Here is a 16,094-nt window from a genome sequence, read left to right on the forward strand (position 1 = left end):
GCCGTCCGCGAAGGTCCCCTCCTTCATGGCGCCCTCGCACTGCTCGGCGCTGGGGCGCCTCACAGGCTTCGGCCGACCGCGTCGGACTCCGTCCGCCGGTCGCGTGCCCCAGGGCTTTCCGCCCGGCTCCGGGTCAGCAGGCGCCGACCCACTCCTCCGTGCCGTCCGCGAAGGTCTGGTGCTTCCAGATGGGGACCTCGTGCTTGAGGTCGTCGATGAGCATCCGGGCGGCCTCGAAGGCCTCGCCGCGGTGCGGGCAGGAGACGGCGACGATCACCGCGAGGTCGCCGACGGCCAGGTCGCCGACGCGGTGGACGGCGGCCAGGGCGCGGACCGGGTACTTCGCGACGACGCGCTCGGCGACGCGGCGCATCTCCGCCTCCGCCGAGGGGTGGCAGGAGTAGCCGAGGGAGTCGACGTCGGTGCCGCCGTCGTGGTTGCGCACCGTTCCGACGAAGAGGGTCGTGCCTCCCGTCGCGTCGTCGCCTACTGCCGTGAAGACCTCGTCGATGGAGAGCGGGGTCTCACGGATCTCGAGCAGCCGGATCGGATCCGGTGCGGCCTGCTCGCCGGGGTGGTCGAAGTGCGGTGCCATGCTTCCATCGTGCCCTAGGGGCTGACGTGGCGGAATAGCCGTTTCGCCCGGGGCGGGCCCGCCCGGTTGGGAGCCTCCTACAGAAAACCGCTGGTGGCCGCGCCCGGCCCGCCGGGTCAGATCCCCCGGCGCCGACGGGCCGCGCGGATCGCGGCGGCGGCGCCCAGCAGCGCCACCGTGGCTCCCGCGGCACCAGCGGCCGTGGCGTCCTTGCGTCCCAGGCGGCGTCCGGCGACGGTGTGCCGGCCCGCCACCTCCTGGAGCAGCTCGGCGAGCACCTCCTCGTTGGTCCAGCGGGGGCGCCAGCCCGCCGCGTGCAGCCCGCTGACGCTGACCACCCACGGGTGCATCGTGTACGCGAGGTCCCCGGCCGGGGACGGGGTCAGGCCGATCCGGTGCAGCCGGGCCGCCGCGCCCAGGGCGACCGCCGAGGGGAGCTCCATGCGGCGGATGCCGCTCAGCTCCTCGACCTCCTCCTGTTCCAGCCAGCCCTCGCAGCCGACCGCGAGCTCGCCCTCGGCCTTCTCCAGGGCGGCGTACTCCAGGGCGCTGACCAGGTCCTCGACGTGGCAGAACTGCCAGGTGGGACGGGATCCCGCGACGACGAGCAGGCGCGGGGACTCGAAGTACCGGGTGAGGGCGGTGTCGGTGCCGCCGACCAGGACGGCCGGGCGGACGACCGTCACGTTCAGGCCGGGGTGCGCGCGGGGGGCCCGGCGGCCGAGCCGCTCGATCTCCAGCAGGTCGCCGACGCCGGTGGCCTCGGCGGTGGCCCGCAGCTCGGAGTCCTCCGAGAGCGGGATGTCGTTGTCCGGGAGGGCTCCGTAGACCATCGCCGAGGTGCACAGCACGACCCGGTGGACGCCGGCGGCCGCGGCGGCGGTCAGGACGGTCTGGGTCCCGCGTACGTTGTACGCCGTACGGGTCGCCGGGTCGGTCTCCAGGTCGAGGTCCAGCGCGAGGTGGACGACCACGTCCGCGCCGCGCAGTTTCTCGGCGATCGCGGGGTCCCGTACGTCCAGGACGTGCCACTGGGCGGCGGCGCAGTCACCGCGCCGTTCGTCGATCGCGACGACCTGCTTGACCTCGTCGGATTCGGCGAGGCGGCGTACGAGGGCCGCACCGACCCCGGAGGCGGCGCCGGTCACCGCGATCACGGGGCTGCGTCGTCGGGGGCCGGCCTGGTTTCGCGGCTGGCGAACGCCGGGGGCGCTGTCGCCGTGCTCAGGGCGGTTTTCGGCGTCGTGCGGCGCGCGAGCCTGCGGATCTGGGGAACTCACCGGGCGTCTCCAGCGGTTGTCTTCAGTAGGGACGCGCCGTGACGCGTACCCACCAGGTGATGTCCATCCTGCCGCAGCCCAGGAGTCGGCGGAGCACCGAGCCCGGAACCGGGACTGGTGTCTACGCTGGGTGGTGTTGTCGGACCATTGCCCGTCGGCTCCCGCCGGCGGCCCTACGAGCCGAGGAAACCCGTGAGCGACACCCCATTCGGATTCGGCCTTCCGCCGGAGGAGCCGGACAACGGCGACGAGGGCAAGAAGGGCGGCCAGGGCGGTCCCGGCGGACCGTTCGGTTTCGGCCCGGGCGGGCTGCCGGGCGGCGCGGACAATCCGTTCGCCGCGATGTTCGGCTCGATGAACCCGAATGATCTCGGCGCCGCGTTCCAGCAGCTCGGCCAGATGCTGAGCTACGAGGGCGGTCCCGTGAACTGGGACATGGCCAAGGACATCGCCCGCCAGACCGTCGCCCAGGGCACGGCGGACGGCGTGAAGGACGCGAGCGTCGGGACCGCCGAAAAGTCGGCCGTCGAGGAGGCCGTGCGCCTCGCCGACCACTGGCTGGACGGCGTGACCTCGCTGCCGTCGGGCGCCACCACGGCCGTCGCGTGGAGCCGCGCCGAGTGGGTGGAGGCCACCCTGCCGGTGTGGAAGGAGCTCGTGGACCCGGTCGCCGAGCGCGTCGGCGCGGCCATGGGCAGTGTGCTGCCCGAGGAGATGCAGGCCATGGCGGGCCCGCTGCTCGGAATGATGCGTTCCATGGGCGGGGCCATGTTCGGCCAGCAGATCGGGCAGGCCGTGGGCACGCTCGCGGGCGAGGTCGTCGGCTCCACCGACATCGGGCTGCCGCTCGGTCCGGCCGGGAAGGCGGCGCTGCTGCCGCTGAACATCGAGAGCTTCGGCAAGGACCTGGGCGTCCCCTCGGACGAGGTGCGGCTGTACCTGGCCCTGCGCGAGGCCGCGCACGCCCGTCTCTTCGCACACGTGCCGTGGCTGCGCTCGCACCTGTTCGGCGCGGTCGAGGGTTACGCGCGGGGCATCAAGGTCGACACCTCGAAGCTGGAGGACGTGGTCGGCCAGCTCGACCCGTCGAACCCGGAGCAGCTCCAGGAGGCGCTGCAGGGCGGCATGTTCCAGCCGCAGGACACCCCGGAGCAGAAGGCCGCCCTGGCCCGCCTGGAGACGGCGCTCGCGCTCGTCGAGGGCTGGGTGGACGCGGTCGTGCACGAGGCGGCCAAGCCCCGTCTGACGTCGGCGGACGCCATGCGCGAGACGATGCGCCGGCGGCGTGCCTCCGGCGGTCCCGCGGAGCAGACCTTCGCGACCCTGATCGGGCTGGAGCTGCGGCCCCGCCGGCTGCGCGACGCCTCGCGGCTGTGGGCCTCGCTCACCGACGCGCGCGGGGTGGACGGCCGCGACGGGCTGTGGGAGCACCCGGACATGCTGCCGACGGCCTCCGACCTGGACGACCCGGACGGGTTCGTGCACCGCGAGCAGCTGGACTTCTCCGAGATCGACAAGATGCTCGGCGAGGCCGCCCGCAAGCGCGAGTCCGACGGCGGCGAGGGCGAGCAGGACGGCGACGAGAAGAAGTGAGCCTGCACGAAGACGCGGTCCTCGTCCTGAAGGGCTACGAGGACCAGCCCGCGTTGCGCGACCTGTACCTGGAGCACCTGGCGGCCCATCCCGACGGGGTCTGGAAGCCCTGCCAGGCCGGGCACATCACCGGCAGCGCCCTGGTCGTCGACCCGGAGGGCGGCCGGGTCCTGCTGACCCTGCACAAGAAGCTCGGCATGTGGCTGCAGATGGGCGGGCACTGCGAGCCCGGTGACGCCACGCTGGCGGACACGGCGCTGCGCGAGGCCGTCGAGGAGTCGGGGATCGCCTCCGGGCTGACCCTGCTGCCGGGCGGTCCCGTACGCCTGGACCGGCATCCGATCCCGGCGCCGTGCAACTGGCACCTGGACGTGCAGTACGCGGCGCTGGCTCCGGCCGGCGCGGTGGCGGAGATCAGCGAGGAGTCGCTGGACCTGCGCTGGTTCCCGTACGAGGAGGTCGCCGCGGTGGCCGACACCTCGGTCGTCCGGCTCGTCGAGGCGACGCGGGCGCGGCTGGGCGCGTAGTCCCGCGGGACGGCGGAAGGGGGCGGGCCCGTACGGGTCCGCCCCCTTCCGCCGTCGGCCGGTGCTCAGTTCCAGGCGTTGTTCTGGTTCTGGGCGTGCGCGCCCTGCTGGCCCATGCCGTACTGGGCGGCCATGCCCTGTCCGAGCTGGGCGTTCTGCGGGGGCAGCACCTCGCTGGGCTGCACCAGGGCGAAGCCGGTGCCGAGGAAGCTCAGCTCCCAGCCCTCGCCGGTGTTGCCGCGGCGGCGCCACACGCCGGTGGAGTGCGTCTGGGCCTGCATCTGCACGCGCAGCGAGCTGGACCAGGCGACGATCGCGTCGGCGTCGGCGTTGACGTACTTGTCTGGGGTGACCTGCATCATCAGCGGCTGTCCCGAGGTCATCAGGGCGACCTTGCCGCGGCCGCTGATGTTGAGCTGGTACTTGCCGGAGCCGGAGATCCCGTACTGGCTGTCCACGGCGATGGCCTCGGTGTGCAGGGTGGAGTCCAGGGCCAGCACGTAGCTGCTGTCGACGGTCAGGCCGTCGTGGTCGACGTCCACGACGTGCACGTACTGGGCGAGGTTGGCCAGGTAGACCGTGCCCTGCCCGGAGCAGCGCATGAGGTCCAGGCCCTCGCCGGTGCGGGCGAGGGCGGTGCGCTGGGTGGTGCTCTGGTACTCGCCGTCGAAGTCGACGATGCCCTGGTAGGCGACCATCGCGCCCTTGCGGGCGAGGACGTCGTCGGAGCCGGCCAGGGTGACCCTCAGCAGCTGGGGGTTCTGGACGGTGTACCGGTCCTGGGACTGCGCTTCCGCGTAGCCGAAAAGTGAGCTCTGCATGATGTGTCCGCTCCCCCTCAGCCCCGGGCCCGGAGCCGGTCGGTGCTGTCCTCGCTGGGCTGTACGACGACGATGCCCTGGCCGGAGAAGGCCATCTGGTAGGCCTCCCCGCTGCCCCGGCCGATCATCGACGAGGCCTTGAAGCTGCGCTTCCCCTTGACCTTGAGGTTCGGGGACCAGGCGACGAGCGCGTCCGGGTCCACGTACGTCTCGTCCTCGCCGCGGCCGCAGTCGACCACGATGGGGGTGCCGCGGGAGGTGATCGCGACCCAGCCGGTGCCGGCGACCTGGACGTTGAAGAGACCCTGGCCGGCGAACTTGGCCATGCCCTTGACCCGCTCGACGCCCCACTGGAGGTGGGCGTCGAAGGCGAGGAGGTTGCTGCCGTTGACGGAGAGGGCGTCGTTGTTGAGGTTGATGCAGACGACGTCCGCGCCGTAGTCGGCGAGGTAGAGCAGGCCGTCGCCGGTGGCCTTCATCAGCGGGGCGCTCTCGCCGGTGAGCCAGGCCGAGGCCATCTGGCGGACGGCGGGCGGGTTCGGCTCGTACTGGACGAAACCCTCGTAGGCGACCATCGATCCGGTGCGCGCGAAGAGGTCCTGGCCGCTCTGCATGGCGACCTTGAGCATGGCGCGGCCGTGGTTCTCCATGCGGGCCGTGACGGGGGTCGGGGCGTAGCCCGCGAGCTGCTGGTTTGCGTTCATGGCATTCATGTGGGGCTCCCTCAGACCTCGTACGGCTGGACGACGATGAAGTTGCCGGGGGCGCCGCGGAACTGGAGGTTCACGGTCTCCCCGCTGTGGCCGGGGTAGGCGTTGCGGCGCAGCCGGACCTGGCTGGAAATGATCACCTGGGAGGCGGCGGACCAGGCGACGATGGCGTTGCTGTCCGCGAAGGTGGTGGGGGTGACGGGCAGGACGACGGGGACGCCGTGCGTCTTGACGATCACCGTGCCGGAGCCCTGGAAGAGCATGGTGAACAGGGCGCCGCCGGGAATGCCGTGGCCCTCGATCCGGCGGACCTCGTGCTGGAGGGACTCGTCGAAGGCGAGGACGGACTCGGCGGAGACGCAGATGCCGTCGCCCTGGAGCTCGATGGCGTGCAGGTGGGCGCCGTTCTCCGCGAGGAAGACCTGGCCGCGGCCGGTGCAGCGCATCAGCTGCATCTCCTGGCCGGTGGCGTTGCCGACGATGCGGCCCGCGAAGCCCGCGCCCTTGTAGCTGAAGTCGACCTTGCCCTGGTAGAGGACCATGCTGCCCTGGCGGGCCAGGACGGCCTGGCCGCCCATCGACAGGTCGACGCGCATGAGCTGCTGGTTCTGCGGGGTCCAGCGGGCACCCGTGGGGGCCTCCTTGTACCGCTGGAGCGCGGCGGAGAGGCCGGGGGCGGCCGCGGCGGCGGCCTGCGGGGCCTGGCCGTAGGGGGCCGGGGGCTGCTGGCCGTACGGGGGCTGCTGGCCCGGGACCTGGCCGCCGTAGGAGGGCTGCGGCTGGCCGTAGGGCGCGGGCGCCGGGGGCGGCGGCGGGACCTGGCCGCCGTACGAGTGCTGCTGCTGCGGGTGGCCGTACGAGGGCGGTCCGGGCTGCTGCGGGGGGTGCGGCGGCTGACCGTACGGCGCCGCGGGCGCGGGCGGGGTCAGCGGGCCGACCATCGTCGGGGCCGAGTGCACCGGCGCGGGGGCCGGGGGCTGCGGCTGCTGCTGCGGCGGCGTGTAGGGCGCCGGGGCCGGGGCGGGGGCCGGGGGCTGCTGCTGGTGGGCCGGGGCGCCGAAGGACGGGGCCGGGGCGGCCGCCTGGGGCGGCGGGGCGAAGCCGGGGGCGGCCTGAGGCTGGGCCTGGGCCGGGACCTGCGCCTCGGGCTGGGCCTCCTCCTCGGCGACCTCGCCGCCGAAGTTCTGCAGGAGCGCGGCCAGACCGCCGTCGAAGCCCTGGCCGACGGCGGCGAAGCGCCACACGTCCTTCAGGTAGAAGTCGCCGATCATCAGGGCGCGTTCGGTGCTGAACTCGGAGCCCGTGAAGGAGTAGCGGACGACTTCCTCACCGCCGGCCACGATCCGGATGTAGCCGGGACCGATCTGCGACATCTGCCCGGGACCGTCGAGGGTGGCGGTGAAGGACAGCTTGTGGATGGCGGGCGGGACGCGGTCCAGCGTCACCCGGAAGGATTCCGTGTCACCGGCCTGGGGGCCGAGCTGCTGGATGGACTCCTCCGGCGACTTCGGCTGGTTGAAGAAGACGAAGTAGCGGTCGTCCGACAGCCGCTCGTCGGCGTCGAGGCCGAAGCAGCTGATGTCGAAGGAGAGCCCGGGCCCGGCGATCTGAACGCCCACGTACAGATCGGTGCCCGCCGTCAGATCACTGATCCTGGCCTTGTGGCCGCGTTGGAATTCCCTGGCCATACGTCCGACCGTCCCCCATCCCGACTGTGAATACACGCCGCTCGATGCGCACCACTGTTTGCTTGCCGCTGATTGCGTGCCGCTCAGGCTAACGGCTCCGGCAGACATCCGGCCAAGTCGGTACCGACCCGGTACACAACGCCTTCCGTGACAGAAGGTCATTCCTCACGGGCGGCGGGAATCCTCGGCAGACGGTCCGCCGCGACCACTCCTTCGAGGAAGCCGCGGGCGCGCTCGGTCCTCGGGTAGGCCTCCAGCAGCGCCCAGAAGCGGGGGCCGTGGCCGGGCACGAGGAGGTGCGCCAGCTCGTGGAGCAGCACGTAGTCGACGACGTACTCCGGCATGCCCTGGAGGCGGTGGGACAGCCGGATGCTGCCTTCGGCGGGGGTGCAGGATCCCCAGCGGGTGTTCTGGTTGGTGACCCAGCGGACCGAGCGGGGGCGGGCACGGCCGCTGAAGTACTGCTCGGACAAACGCTCGGCGCGCTCGGTGAGTTCCGTGTCGCCGAGGGTGCGTTTGCTCTCCTGGGCGGCGAGCTTGTCCAGCATGACGCCCACCCAGCGCTGCTCCTCCGCCTCGGACATCCGGGCAGGGATCAGGACGACCGTCCGCTCGCCCTCGCGGTAGGCGGATACGGTCCTGCGGCGGCGCGCGCTCCGGCGGACTTCGACGGCGCGCTGGGGTGGGTCGGCGGACACGCCACGAAGGTACCCGGTCGCCGTGGTGGAAGTCCCGCACGTCCGCGCTTCGAACATGATCGATTCACGGCCGCTACGGGAAGCACCCGCTTTCTCCATCTCATATGCCCAATACCTCCTGCCTGTGGACAAATTCCCGCACGGATTCCGGCGGGCGGGCATCGTGACGGAGGAGGACAAGTGACGAGGGAATGCGGGCGGGTGAATCCGCCCGGGGAGGAGGCGGCGATGTATCCGAAGGTGAAGCCGGCGCTGGCGCGGGCCTGGCGGGACCTGCAGACGGTCCAGTGCGGGGTGACGCCCGCGCACGCGGTGGCGCTCGGTCCGGTGGACACGGCCACGGGGGCGCTGATCGACCGGATCGACGGGACGCGGAGCATGGAGCAGCTGCGGGCCGAGGCCGTCGGCTCGGGGCTGCGGCCGGGGCAGGCGGACGAGCTGGTCCGGCGGCTGGCGGCGGCCGGGCTGCTCGACGACGCCACGGCGGGCGGCCCCCGGGCGCAGGCCCTGCGGGACCGGCCCGAGACCCTGGAGCGGCTGGGGCCCGACCTGGGCTCGCTCTCGCTGGTGCACCGCGAGCCGGGCGGTGACTTACGGGGCCTCGCGGCGCGCCGGGGCCTACGGGTCCAGGTGCGCGGGAGCGGGCGGGTGGGGGCGGTGATCGCCGCCGTCCTGGCGGGGGCGGGGGTGGGCCGGGTCGAGGTGCTGGACGGGGGTCGGGTGGTGGCGGCCGATGTCGCGCCGGGCGGGCTGGGTCCCGGGAGCGTGGGCCGGCTGCGGGCGGAGGCGGCGGGGGCGCTGGTGCGGGAGTCGGCCCCGGGGCGGGGGCCGCGCGCCGGGGATCCCGAGGGGCCGGGGCCGGGGCTGGCCCTGGTGGTGGTCGCGCCCCGGGACGGGCTCCAGGCGTGGGCCCCCGATCCGGACACGGCGGCCGGGTGGGTGGCCGCCGGGATCCCGCACCTGTACGCGGGGGTGCTGGAGGGGACGGGGCTGGTGGGGCCGCTGGTGCTGCCGGGTGCCACCGCGTGTGCCGGGTGCATGGAGCGCGACCGCGTCGACCGGGATCCGGCCTGGCCGAGGATGCTGGTGCAGTGGCGTTCGGTGCACCGCCGTCGCCCGACGGCGGCCTGCGACCTGGGACTGTCCACGGCGGTGGCCGGGCTGGCCGCCGCGCACGCCCTGTCCTTCCTCGACGGCGAACTGCCCGCCTCGACGGCCACCCGCTGGGAGGCCGCCCTCCCCGGGCTGCACTGGGAGCCCTCCCCGGTCAGCCCCCACCCCGGGTGCCCGTGCGCGGCGGCGGTGTCGCCCGAGCCGGCGGCGGAGCCCGAGGTGGTGCGGTCATGAGCGGGGTCGCTCGGGACGGGGGGCGGGTGCCCGGGTCGGGCCCGGTGGATGCCATGACAGGATGCGTGGGGGCCGAGGGTCGTCCCCAACCGCCGCTTGCGGCACAGCTGTCTGGGAACAGGAGGGGCTCATGTCTGATCTTCCCCGGAAGGCGGTCACACGCACCGTCAAGCTGGCCGCGCTACCACTCGGCATCGCGGGCCGGGCCACCTGGGGGCTGGGCAAGCGGATCGGCGGCAAGTCCGCCGAGATCGTGGCGCGCGAGCTCCAGCAGCGCACCGCCGAGCAGCTGTTCCGCACGCTCGGGGAGCTGAAGGGGGGCGCGATGAAGTTCGGCCAGGCCCTTTCGGTGTTCGAGTCGGCCCTGCCCGAGGAGGTCGCCGGGCCCTACCGGGCGGCGCTGACCAAGCTTCAGGAGGCGGCCCCGCCGCTGCCCGCGGCGCGGGTGCACGAGGTGCTGGCGGAGCGGCTCGGCGCGGACTGGCGTGAGATGTTCGAGGAGTTCGAGGACAAGCCCGCCGCGGCCGCCTCGATCGGGCAGGTGCACCGGGCGGTGTGGCACGACGGGCGTCAGGTCGCGGTCAAGGTCCAGTACCCGGGCGCCGGGGAGGCTCTGCTGTCGGACCTCAAGCAGCTGGGCCGCTTCGCGGGGCTGTTGGGGCCGCTGATCCCGGGCATGGACATCAAGCCCCTGATCACCGAGTTGCGCGACCGGGTCACGGAGGAGCTGGACTACGAGCTGGAGGCCGAGGCGCAGCGCATCCATGCGGACGCCTTCGACGGGGATGCCGACGTGGTCGTCCCGGACGTCGTGCACCAGAGCGACCAGGTGCTGGTGACGGAGTGGATGGAGGGCACCCCGCTGTCGGAGGTGATCGCCGACGGCACCCCGGAGGAACGCGACCGTGCCGGGCAGTTGCTGGCCCGGTTCCTCTTCTCCGGCCCGGCGCGCACCGGCCTGCTGCACGCCGACCCGCATCCGGGGAACTTCCGTCTGATCTCCTCGGCGGACGGCCGGATACGGCTGGGCGTGCTGGACTTCGGCACGGTCGACCGGCTGCCGGGCGGCTGGCCGAAGCCCATAGGCCGCTCGCTGCGGATGACCCTGGACGGGGACGCCGAGGGGGTCTACGGCCACCTGCGCGCAGAGGGGTTCGTGAAGGAGTCCATCGAGCTGGACCCCGGCGCGGTGCTCGACTACCTCAAGCCGATCATCGAGCCCGCCGAGGCCGACGAGTTCACCTTCACCCGGTCGTGGCTGCGCGGCCAGGCGGCGCGGATCGGCGATCTCCGCTCCCCCGCACACCAGTTGGGGCGCCAGATCAATCTTCCGCCTTCGTACCTGCTGATCCACCGCGTGTCCTTGAGCACCATCGGGGTGCTGTGCCAGCTGGGTGCGACGGTGCGGCTGCGGGACGAACTGGAGGCTTGGCTGCCGGGGTTCCTGCCGGAGGACTGAGCCTGCCGCCCGGCCGGACGGCCGGGCCCGGGTTCACCACCAGGAGGAGTCGAGCCTGCCTTCGATGGCGCGGAGGTTGGCGCGCGCGCAGTCGACGCAGAAGTACTGTCTCGCGCCGTTCTCGACCGAGCAGGTCCAGGTGGGCGGGGAGCCGTCCGGGGAGCGGGCGCCGCAGCGCGCGCAGACGACGGGCGGGGCCTCGGGTCCCGGCGGGGTGGGGTGGGGAGTCGGCTGGTCCACCTCCAGACGATATCCCCGCGGAGGCGGCGCGGGCTCCGCAACGCACCGGGGGGACCGGTCCCTTCGGACCGGTCCCCCCGGGTGCTGCGGTGCGGCTGTCAGTGCATGACGGCCATGGCCAGCGCGCGGCGGGCGCGCAGTGAGACGCGCTCGGCCTTGCGCTGCATGCGCCGTGCGGCGACCAGGCGCAGGGCGTGACGCTCGGCGTCCGCCTCACGCATGCGGTCGTCCATATGGGCACGGGCCAGGGCTTCTGGGATGAGTTGCATTTCGCGGGTCCTGTTCTGACGCGAGGTCATCGCGCCGGCGGTGATGAAGTCTGCGGTGGCGGAGCCGTGCGGCTGCTCGCTCGTGGTGGCGTAGGGGGACATGAGGGCCTGCTTCAGGGGGTCGTGCGTGTGTGGGCGGTCGATGGTTCCGAGGGCGGTCATGCCGCTGCAACCGGGTTCTTGCGCGGACGGCCACGGGGCCGCTTGCGGGCCACGACAACGCCCTGGACGAAGAGCTCTCCACCCCAGACACCCCAGGGCTCGCGGCGCTCCTTCGCTCCGGCGAGGCAGGCCTCGACCAGCGGGCAGGTGCCGCAGAGGGACTTGGCGTACTCGACGTCGGCCGGGGACTCGGCGAAGAAGACCTCGGGGTCGTAGGTGCGGCAGGCGACGGGGACGCCGAGGTTCTCGATGGCGTCGTCGAGCGCGGTCAGCGCGGTGAGGGGGGTCAAGGTGTGGTCCTCCGGGACTGCGGGCGGGGAGATCGTTCGGTTCTGCGGTACGGACGGGGCGTGCGCTTCGAGTTGCACGGTGGTTTCTTCCTCGTCTTGTTCGGCTAGTCGTTCCGGCCGGTCGGCCGGGTGGCGGCTGGTGGTACCTGGTTCTGCCAGTCCCGAGGCCCCTTCACTCCGTCGTCCCCGGTCGGGGACAAACAGAAGGGCCGCGGATCCCGGGTGGGGTTCCGCGGCCCTGAAGGCGCCGGCCAGATCTCGCGATCAGGCTGGATCACTCCAGGGTTCGAGCCCACGGAAGGCCCACATCAGGTGGTGCTGCTGCTTCGTCGTCGTCTGCTTCGTGCTAGCTCCGGCACCGGCTGCGGCCGCGAAGCCATAGGCGCCATGCGCCTGGGCTTCCAGTACTGCCACCGGTGCCTGGGTCGGTCGCTCATTGCGCTCGCTGACCGGAAGGGTCGCGAGCGGGGCGGGCCGGCCTGCGGAAATCGCAGACAGACCGGTGCCCAGGATCGAGACGGAACCGAGCAGGCAGGAAGCGTCGACCGAGCGATCGGTCATTTTGGTGAAGGTCATGAAGCTGGTCACTGGTCTCGCCTCCTCTCGGCGTCTCGGGGACTCGGCCCGGGGGCCTGTCCCATACGTATTCGGATAAGTACAGCACGAATCCGGGGCTTCGGAGAAGCCACCGTTTCCGTTGCTAAGAACCTATGGGGCTTCGCTGGGCATGTGCAAACTATTTTTCCGACGAGTTTCTACGCGTCGTCAGGATCCTCGCCCCCGGGCTCCTGGCCTGCGCAGATGGCCAGGACATCGGCCCCGTACCGGTCGAGCTTGCGGCCGCCGACTCCGGAGATCATCGAGAGCTCGCCCGCCTCGGAGGGCGCGGCCTCCGCGATGGCCATCAGGGTCTTGTCCGTGAAGACGCAGTACGCGGGCAGTCCCTGGTCCTTCGACTGGGCGGCCCGCCACTCGCGCAGCCGCTCGTAGAGGCCCTCGTCCATGTCGGACGGGCAGTCCTCGCAGCGCATCAGTTTGATGTCCCCGGCCTCGGTCAGGGTCCGGCCGCAGACCCGGCACAGCGCGGGTCCCCGGCGGCCGCGCTTGCGGGGCCCGTGCCCCTCCGGGGAGCCCGGCCGGCTGCCCGGGGCCGCGGAGCCCGGCCGCAGGCCGTTCAGGAAGCGGCTGGGGCGCCGGGAGGCCCGGCCGCCCGGGGCCCGGGAGAGCGCCCAGGAGAGGGTCAGGTGCATCCGCGCCCGGGTGACGCCGACGTAGAGGAGCCGGCGCTCCTCCTCGACCTGCTCGTCGGTCTTGGCGTAGGTGATCGGCATCATGCCGTCGGTGAGGCCGACGAGGAACACGGCGTCCCACTCCAGGCCCTTCGCCGCGTGCAGCGAGGCGAGGGTGACGCCCTGGACGGTCGGCGCGTGCTGGGCGGCCTTGCGTTCCTCCAGCTCGACGGTGAGGTCGGCCAGGGTCGCGCCGGGCCGGCTGCGGGCGAAGTCCTCCGCGAGGCGGACCAGCGCGGCCAGGGACTCCCACTGGTCGCGCACGGCGCCGGACCCGGCGGGCGGCTCGCTGCTCCAGCCGGTGGAGCTGAGCACGGCCCGGACCTGGGAGCCCAGCTCGACGACGTCCTCCAGGAGGGGGTCGTTGCCGGCGGAGCGGGCGGCGCCGCGCAGGGCGAGGACCGCCTTCTGGACCTCGGCGCGCTCGAAGAAGCGCTCGGCGCCGCGCAGCTGGTAGGGGACCCCGGCGTCGGCGAGGGCCTGCTCGTAGACCTCGGACTGGGCGTTGATGCGGTAGAGGACCGCGATCTCGCCGGCCGGGACCCCGGCGGCGATCAGGTCCCGGATCCGGTGGGCGACGCCCTCGGCCTCGGCGGGCTCGTCGGGGTACTCGGCGTAGAGCGGGTCGGGGCCGGCCTCGCGCTGCGAGACCAGTTCGAGGCGGTGCTCGGCGGCCCGGCCCTTGGCCTGGTTCAGCAGGCCGTTCGCGAGGTGGACCACCTGGGGGGTGGAGCGGTAGTCACGGACCAGCTTGACGACGGTGGCCTGCGGGAAGCGGGTGCGGAAGTTCAGCAGGTGGTCGGGGGTGGCGCCGGTGAAGGAGTAGATGGTCTGGCTGGCGTCGCCGACGACGCAGAGGTTGTCGCGGTCCCCGAGCCACAGCTCCAGCAGCCGCTGCTGGAGCGGGCTGACGTCCTGGTACTCGTCGACCACGAAGTGCTGGTACTGGGTGCGGATCTGCTCGGCGATGTCGTGGCGGTCCTGGAGGATGCCGACGGTGAGGAGCAGCACGTCCTCGAAGTCGATCATGCCGCGGTCGCGCTTGAGCTGCTCGTACGTCCCGTAGATCTGGGCGATCTCGGCCATGTCCCGGGGGGCCTCGCGGCCCGCCTTGAGGGCGGCGGCCGGGTAGTCGGCGGGGACGGTCTGGGTGACCTTGGCCCACTCGATCTCACCCGTGACGTCGCGCAGCTCGTTGCGGTCGAGGCGGATGCGGCAGCGGGAGCCGGCCTCGGCCACGAACTGGATCTTGCGCTCCAGGAGCCGGGGCACCTCCCCGCCGACGGCCCGGGGCCAGAAGTACTGGAGCTGGCGCAGGGCGGCGGAGTGGAAGGTGCGGGCCTGGACCCCGCCCGCGCCCAAAGTGCGCAGGCGGCCGCGCATCTCTCCGGCGGCGCGGTTGGTGAAGGTGACGGCCAGCACACTGGCCGGCATGAGCTGGCCGGACTGGACGCCGTAGGCGATGCGGTGGGTGATCGCGCGGGTCTTGCCGGTACCGGCGCCCGCCAGCACGCACACCGGCCCGCGCAGGGTCGTGGCGACCTCGCGCTGCTCCGGGTCGAGGCCCAGGAGCACGGCGTCGGCATCGGCCGCGCCGGTGCCCGCGCCGGACGGGAAAGCTGAGGAGTGCGTTGCTGATGTCACCCCGCCATGCTGCCAGGTCCGGTGGGCCGGGCGGGAAAGTTGTCCACAGGCCGGGGTCGCGGGCGGTTTGTCGTACCGGTGGTGGTGCGGGCGGGCCGGGCGGGAATGGCCGGGGGTCCTCGTACGTTCGAGTACTCGGACCACCGAGCCCTCACGAAGGAGAGCGCAGCATGCAGGACACGGGCACCGTCACGATGTACAGCACGACCTGGTGCGGCTACTGCCGTCGGCTGAAGACGCAGCTGGACCGGGAGGGCATCGCCTACAACGAGATCAACATCGAACTCGACCCGGAGTCCGCGGCATTCGTGGAGAAGGCGAACGGCGGCAACCAGACCGTTCCCACCGTCCTTGTGAAGTCCTCGGCGGGCGCCGAGTCCGTCATGACGAACCCGAGCCTCGCGCAGGTCAAGCAGGCCCTCGCCGTCTGACGTCCCGCGTGCACGAACAGAAAGGCCCCCGCCCGAGGCGGGGGCCTTCTGCTGTGTGACGAACGTTACGCCGGGACGGCGGCCGGCTTCGGGAGGGGCTGGCCGTACCAGCGCTCCACCAGACGGGCCGCGATGGAGATGCCCGACGGTGGCAGGAGCTCGCCGGACTCGATCGCCGCGCGCAGGTCCTCGCGGGAGAACCAGCGGGCCTCCTGGATCTCCTCGCCGTCGACCGTGATCTCCGAGGAGACGGCGCGGGCGTTGAAGCCGAGCATCAGGCTGTACGGGAACGGCCAGGGCTGGCTGGCGACGTACTCGACCTCGCCGATCCGCACGCCCGCCTCCTCCCACACCTCGCGGATCACCGACTGCTCGATGGACTCGCCCGGCTCCACGAACCCGGCCAGCGTCGAGAAGCGGCCCTCCGGCCAGTGCACCTGGCGGCCCAGCAGCGCGCGGTCCTGCTCGTCCGTGACCAGCATGATCACGGCCGGGTCGGTGCGCGGGTAGTGCTCGGCGCCGCAGCCCGGGCAGCGGCGGATGTGGCCGGCCGCCGCGACGACGGTGCGCTCGCCGCAGCGGGAGCAGAACCGGTGCATGCGCTGCCAGTTCTCCAGTGCCACCGCGTGCACCATCAGCCCGGCGTCGCGCGGGGACAGCAGGAGTCCGGCCTCGCGCAGCCCGGCCGGGCGGGCCGACTGGTCCATGCGGCCCGGCAGGGAGTCCTTCTGCAGCGCGAAGTACCGTACGCCGTCCTCGTCCGTGCCCAGGAAGTAGCGGTGGGTCTCGGTGACCGGGGCCTCGAAGGCCGGGGTCATGACGATGCCGGTGCCGCCGTCGGGGGTGTCGTCGATCAGCACCTGGCCGCCGGAGACCACGAAGACGCGGGTCGTCGGGTGGCTCCAGGCGGCCGCGAGCCACGCCTCGTCGAGGCGGTGGTGCGCGGCGCGGTCGATCCCGCTGGGCGCGGCGAGCGAGAGAGGGCGCTCGGTATGGGTGCTCACAGGTACTTCCAACTCCCCCGGTGGGTGGGACAAGGCAGGCTGCTGGT

17 protein-coding genes are annotated in these 16,094 nt (G+C 72.7%); 5 read left to right on the plus strand and 12 right to left on the minus strand.

Features of this window, described 5'->3' with window-relative positions:
• Nucleotides 1-133 precede the first annotated feature (133 nt).
• Together OOK31_RS11475 and OOK31_RS11480 are read right to left on the minus strand one after the other, a co-directional pair.
• Nucleotides 134-595, minus strand: a complete 462-nt coding sequence (locus OOK31_RS11475) for a molybdenum cofactor biosynthesis protein MoaE (protein WP_267012332.1) — start codon at nucleotides 593-595, stop codon at nucleotides 134-136.
• 116 nt (nucleotides 596-711) lie between these two features.
• The gene (locus OOK31_RS11480) at nucleotides 712-1,875 is read right to left on the minus strand and encodes an SDR family oxidoreductase (RefSeq protein ID WP_267012333.1); all 1,164 of its coding nucleotides are present in this window, start codon (nucleotides 1,873-1,875) and stop codon (nucleotides 712-714) included.
• A 192-nt stretch (nucleotides 1,876-2,067) separates the two neighbouring features.
• On the opposite strand from OOK31_RS11480, the gene OOK31_RS11485 reads away from it, so the two are divergent.
• Together OOK31_RS11485 and OOK31_RS11490 are read left to right on the plus strand one after the other, a co-directional pair.
• A complete protein-coding gene (locus OOK31_RS11485) occupies nucleotides 2,068-3,468 on the plus strand; it encodes a zinc-dependent metalloprotease (RefSeq protein WP_267012334.1) in 1,401 nt (466 codons plus the stop codon).
• On the plus strand, nucleotides 3,465-3,995 hold the full coding sequence (locus OOK31_RS11490; protein ID WP_267012335.1) for an NUDIX hydrolase: 531 nt from the start codon (nucleotides 3,465-3,467) through the stop codon (nucleotides 3,993-3,995). Before OOK31_RS11485 ends, OOK31_RS11490 begins: the two co-directional genes overlap by 4 nt.
• A gap of 65 nt (nucleotides 3,996-4,060) precedes the next feature.
• Here the strand turns inward: OOK31_RS11490 and OOK31_RS11495 are convergent, their stop codons facing one another.
• The 4 genes from OOK31_RS11495 to OOK31_RS11510 form a co-directional block, all read right to left on the minus strand.
• Nucleotides 4,061-4,816, minus strand: coding sequence for an AIM24 family protein (locus OOK31_RS11495; protein ID WP_267012336.1), 756 nt, complete (start codon nucleotides 4,814-4,816; stop codon nucleotides 4,061-4,063).
• 17 nt (nucleotides 4,817-4,833) lie between these two features.
• The gene (locus OOK31_RS11500; RefSeq protein WP_267012852.1) at nucleotides 4,834-5,520 is read right to left on the minus strand and encodes an AIM24 family protein; all 687 of its coding nucleotides are present in this window, start codon (nucleotides 5,518-5,520) and stop codon (nucleotides 4,834-4,836) included.
• Nucleotides 5,521-5,540: 20 nt separating this feature from the next.
• Nucleotides 5,541-7,214 (minus strand): TerD family protein, encoded by a 1,674-nt coding sequence (locus OOK31_RS11505; RefSeq protein ID WP_267012337.1) that lies wholly within the window; start codon nucleotides 7,212-7,214, stop codon nucleotides 5,541-5,543.
• 158 nt (nucleotides 7,215-7,372) lie between these two features.
• A complete protein-coding gene (locus OOK31_RS11510; RefSeq protein ID WP_267012338.1) occupies nucleotides 7,373-7,969 on the minus strand; it encodes a M48 family metallopeptidase in 597 nt (198 codons plus the stop codon).
• 171 nt (nucleotides 7,970-8,140) lie between these two features.
• Between OOK31_RS11510 and OOK31_RS11515 the strand changes: the two genes are divergently transcribed.
• A complete protein-coding gene (locus OOK31_RS11515; RefSeq protein ID WP_267012339.1) occupies nucleotides 8,141-9,259 on the plus strand; it encodes a ThiF family adenylyltransferase in 1,119 nt (372 codons plus the stop codon).
• A 130-nt stretch (nucleotides 9,260-9,389) separates the two neighbouring features.
• Nucleotides 9,390-10,718 (plus strand): AarF/ABC1/UbiB kinase family protein, encoded by a 1,329-nt coding sequence (locus tag OOK31_RS11520; RefSeq protein ID WP_267012340.1) that lies wholly within the window; start codon nucleotides 9,390-9,392, stop codon nucleotides 10,716-10,718.
• 33 nt (nucleotides 10,719-10,751) lie between these two features.
• Here the strand turns inward: OOK31_RS11520 and OOK31_RS11525 are convergent, their stop codons facing one another.
• The 5 genes from OOK31_RS11525 to OOK31_RS11545 all read right to left on the minus strand — a co-directional run bounded on the left by OOK31_RS11525 (nucleotide 10,752) and on the right by OOK31_RS11545 (nucleotide 14,612).
• Nucleotides 10,752-10,958, minus strand: a complete 207-nt coding sequence (locus OOK31_RS11525) for a hypothetical protein (protein WP_267012341.1) — start codon at nucleotides 10,956-10,958, stop codon at nucleotides 10,752-10,754.
• A gap of 98 nt (nucleotides 10,959-11,056) precedes the next feature.
• On the minus strand, nucleotides 11,057-11,389 hold the full coding sequence (locus OOK31_RS11530; RefSeq protein WP_267012342.1) for a hypothetical protein: 333 nt from the start codon (nucleotides 11,387-11,389) through the stop codon (nucleotides 11,057-11,059).
• Nucleotides 11,386-11,757, minus strand: a complete 372-nt coding sequence (locus OOK31_RS11535; protein ID WP_267012343.1) for a WhiB family transcriptional regulator — start codon at nucleotides 11,755-11,757, stop codon at nucleotides 11,386-11,388. Before OOK31_RS11535 ends, OOK31_RS11530 begins: the two co-directional genes overlap by 4 nt.
• A 186-nt stretch (nucleotides 11,758-11,943) precedes the next feature.
• Nucleotides 11,944-12,255 carry a hypothetical protein gene (locus OOK31_RS11540; RefSeq protein ID WP_267012853.1) on the minus strand — a complete coding sequence of 104 codons (312 nt, stop codon included), beginning with the start codon at nucleotides 12,253-12,255 and terminating at the stop codon, nucleotides 11,944-11,946.
• A 179-nt stretch (nucleotides 12,256-12,434) separates the two neighbouring features.
• A complete protein-coding gene (locus tag OOK31_RS11545; protein ID WP_267012344.1) occupies nucleotides 12,435-14,612 on the minus strand; it encodes an ATP-dependent DNA helicase UvrD2 in 2,178 nt (725 codons plus the stop codon).
• Between the two features lie 170 nt (nucleotides 14,613-14,782).
• On the opposite strand from OOK31_RS11545, the gene OOK31_RS11550 reads away from it, so the two are divergent.
• Nucleotides 14,783-15,043: a mycoredoxin gene (locus OOK31_RS11550; protein WP_267012345.1), complete on the plus strand. Its 261-nt coding sequence runs from the start codon at nucleotides 14,783-14,785 to the stop codon at nucleotides 15,041-15,043.
• 65 nt (nucleotides 15,044-15,108) lie between these two features.
• Here the strand turns inward: OOK31_RS11550 and nudC are convergent, their stop codons facing one another.
• On the minus strand, nucleotides 15,109-16,059 hold the full coding sequence (nudC, locus tag OOK31_RS11555) for an NAD(+) diphosphatase (RefSeq protein ID WP_267012346.1): 951 nt from the start codon (nucleotides 16,057-16,059) through the stop codon (nucleotides 15,109-15,111).
• Between the last annotated feature and the right edge of the window lie 35 nt (nucleotides 16,060-16,094).

It is taken from the genome of Streptomyces sp. NBC_00249, from assembly GCF_026342355.1.
Classification (GTDB): domain Bacteria; phylum Actinomycetota; class Actinomycetes; order Streptomycetales; family Streptomycetaceae; genus Streptomyces.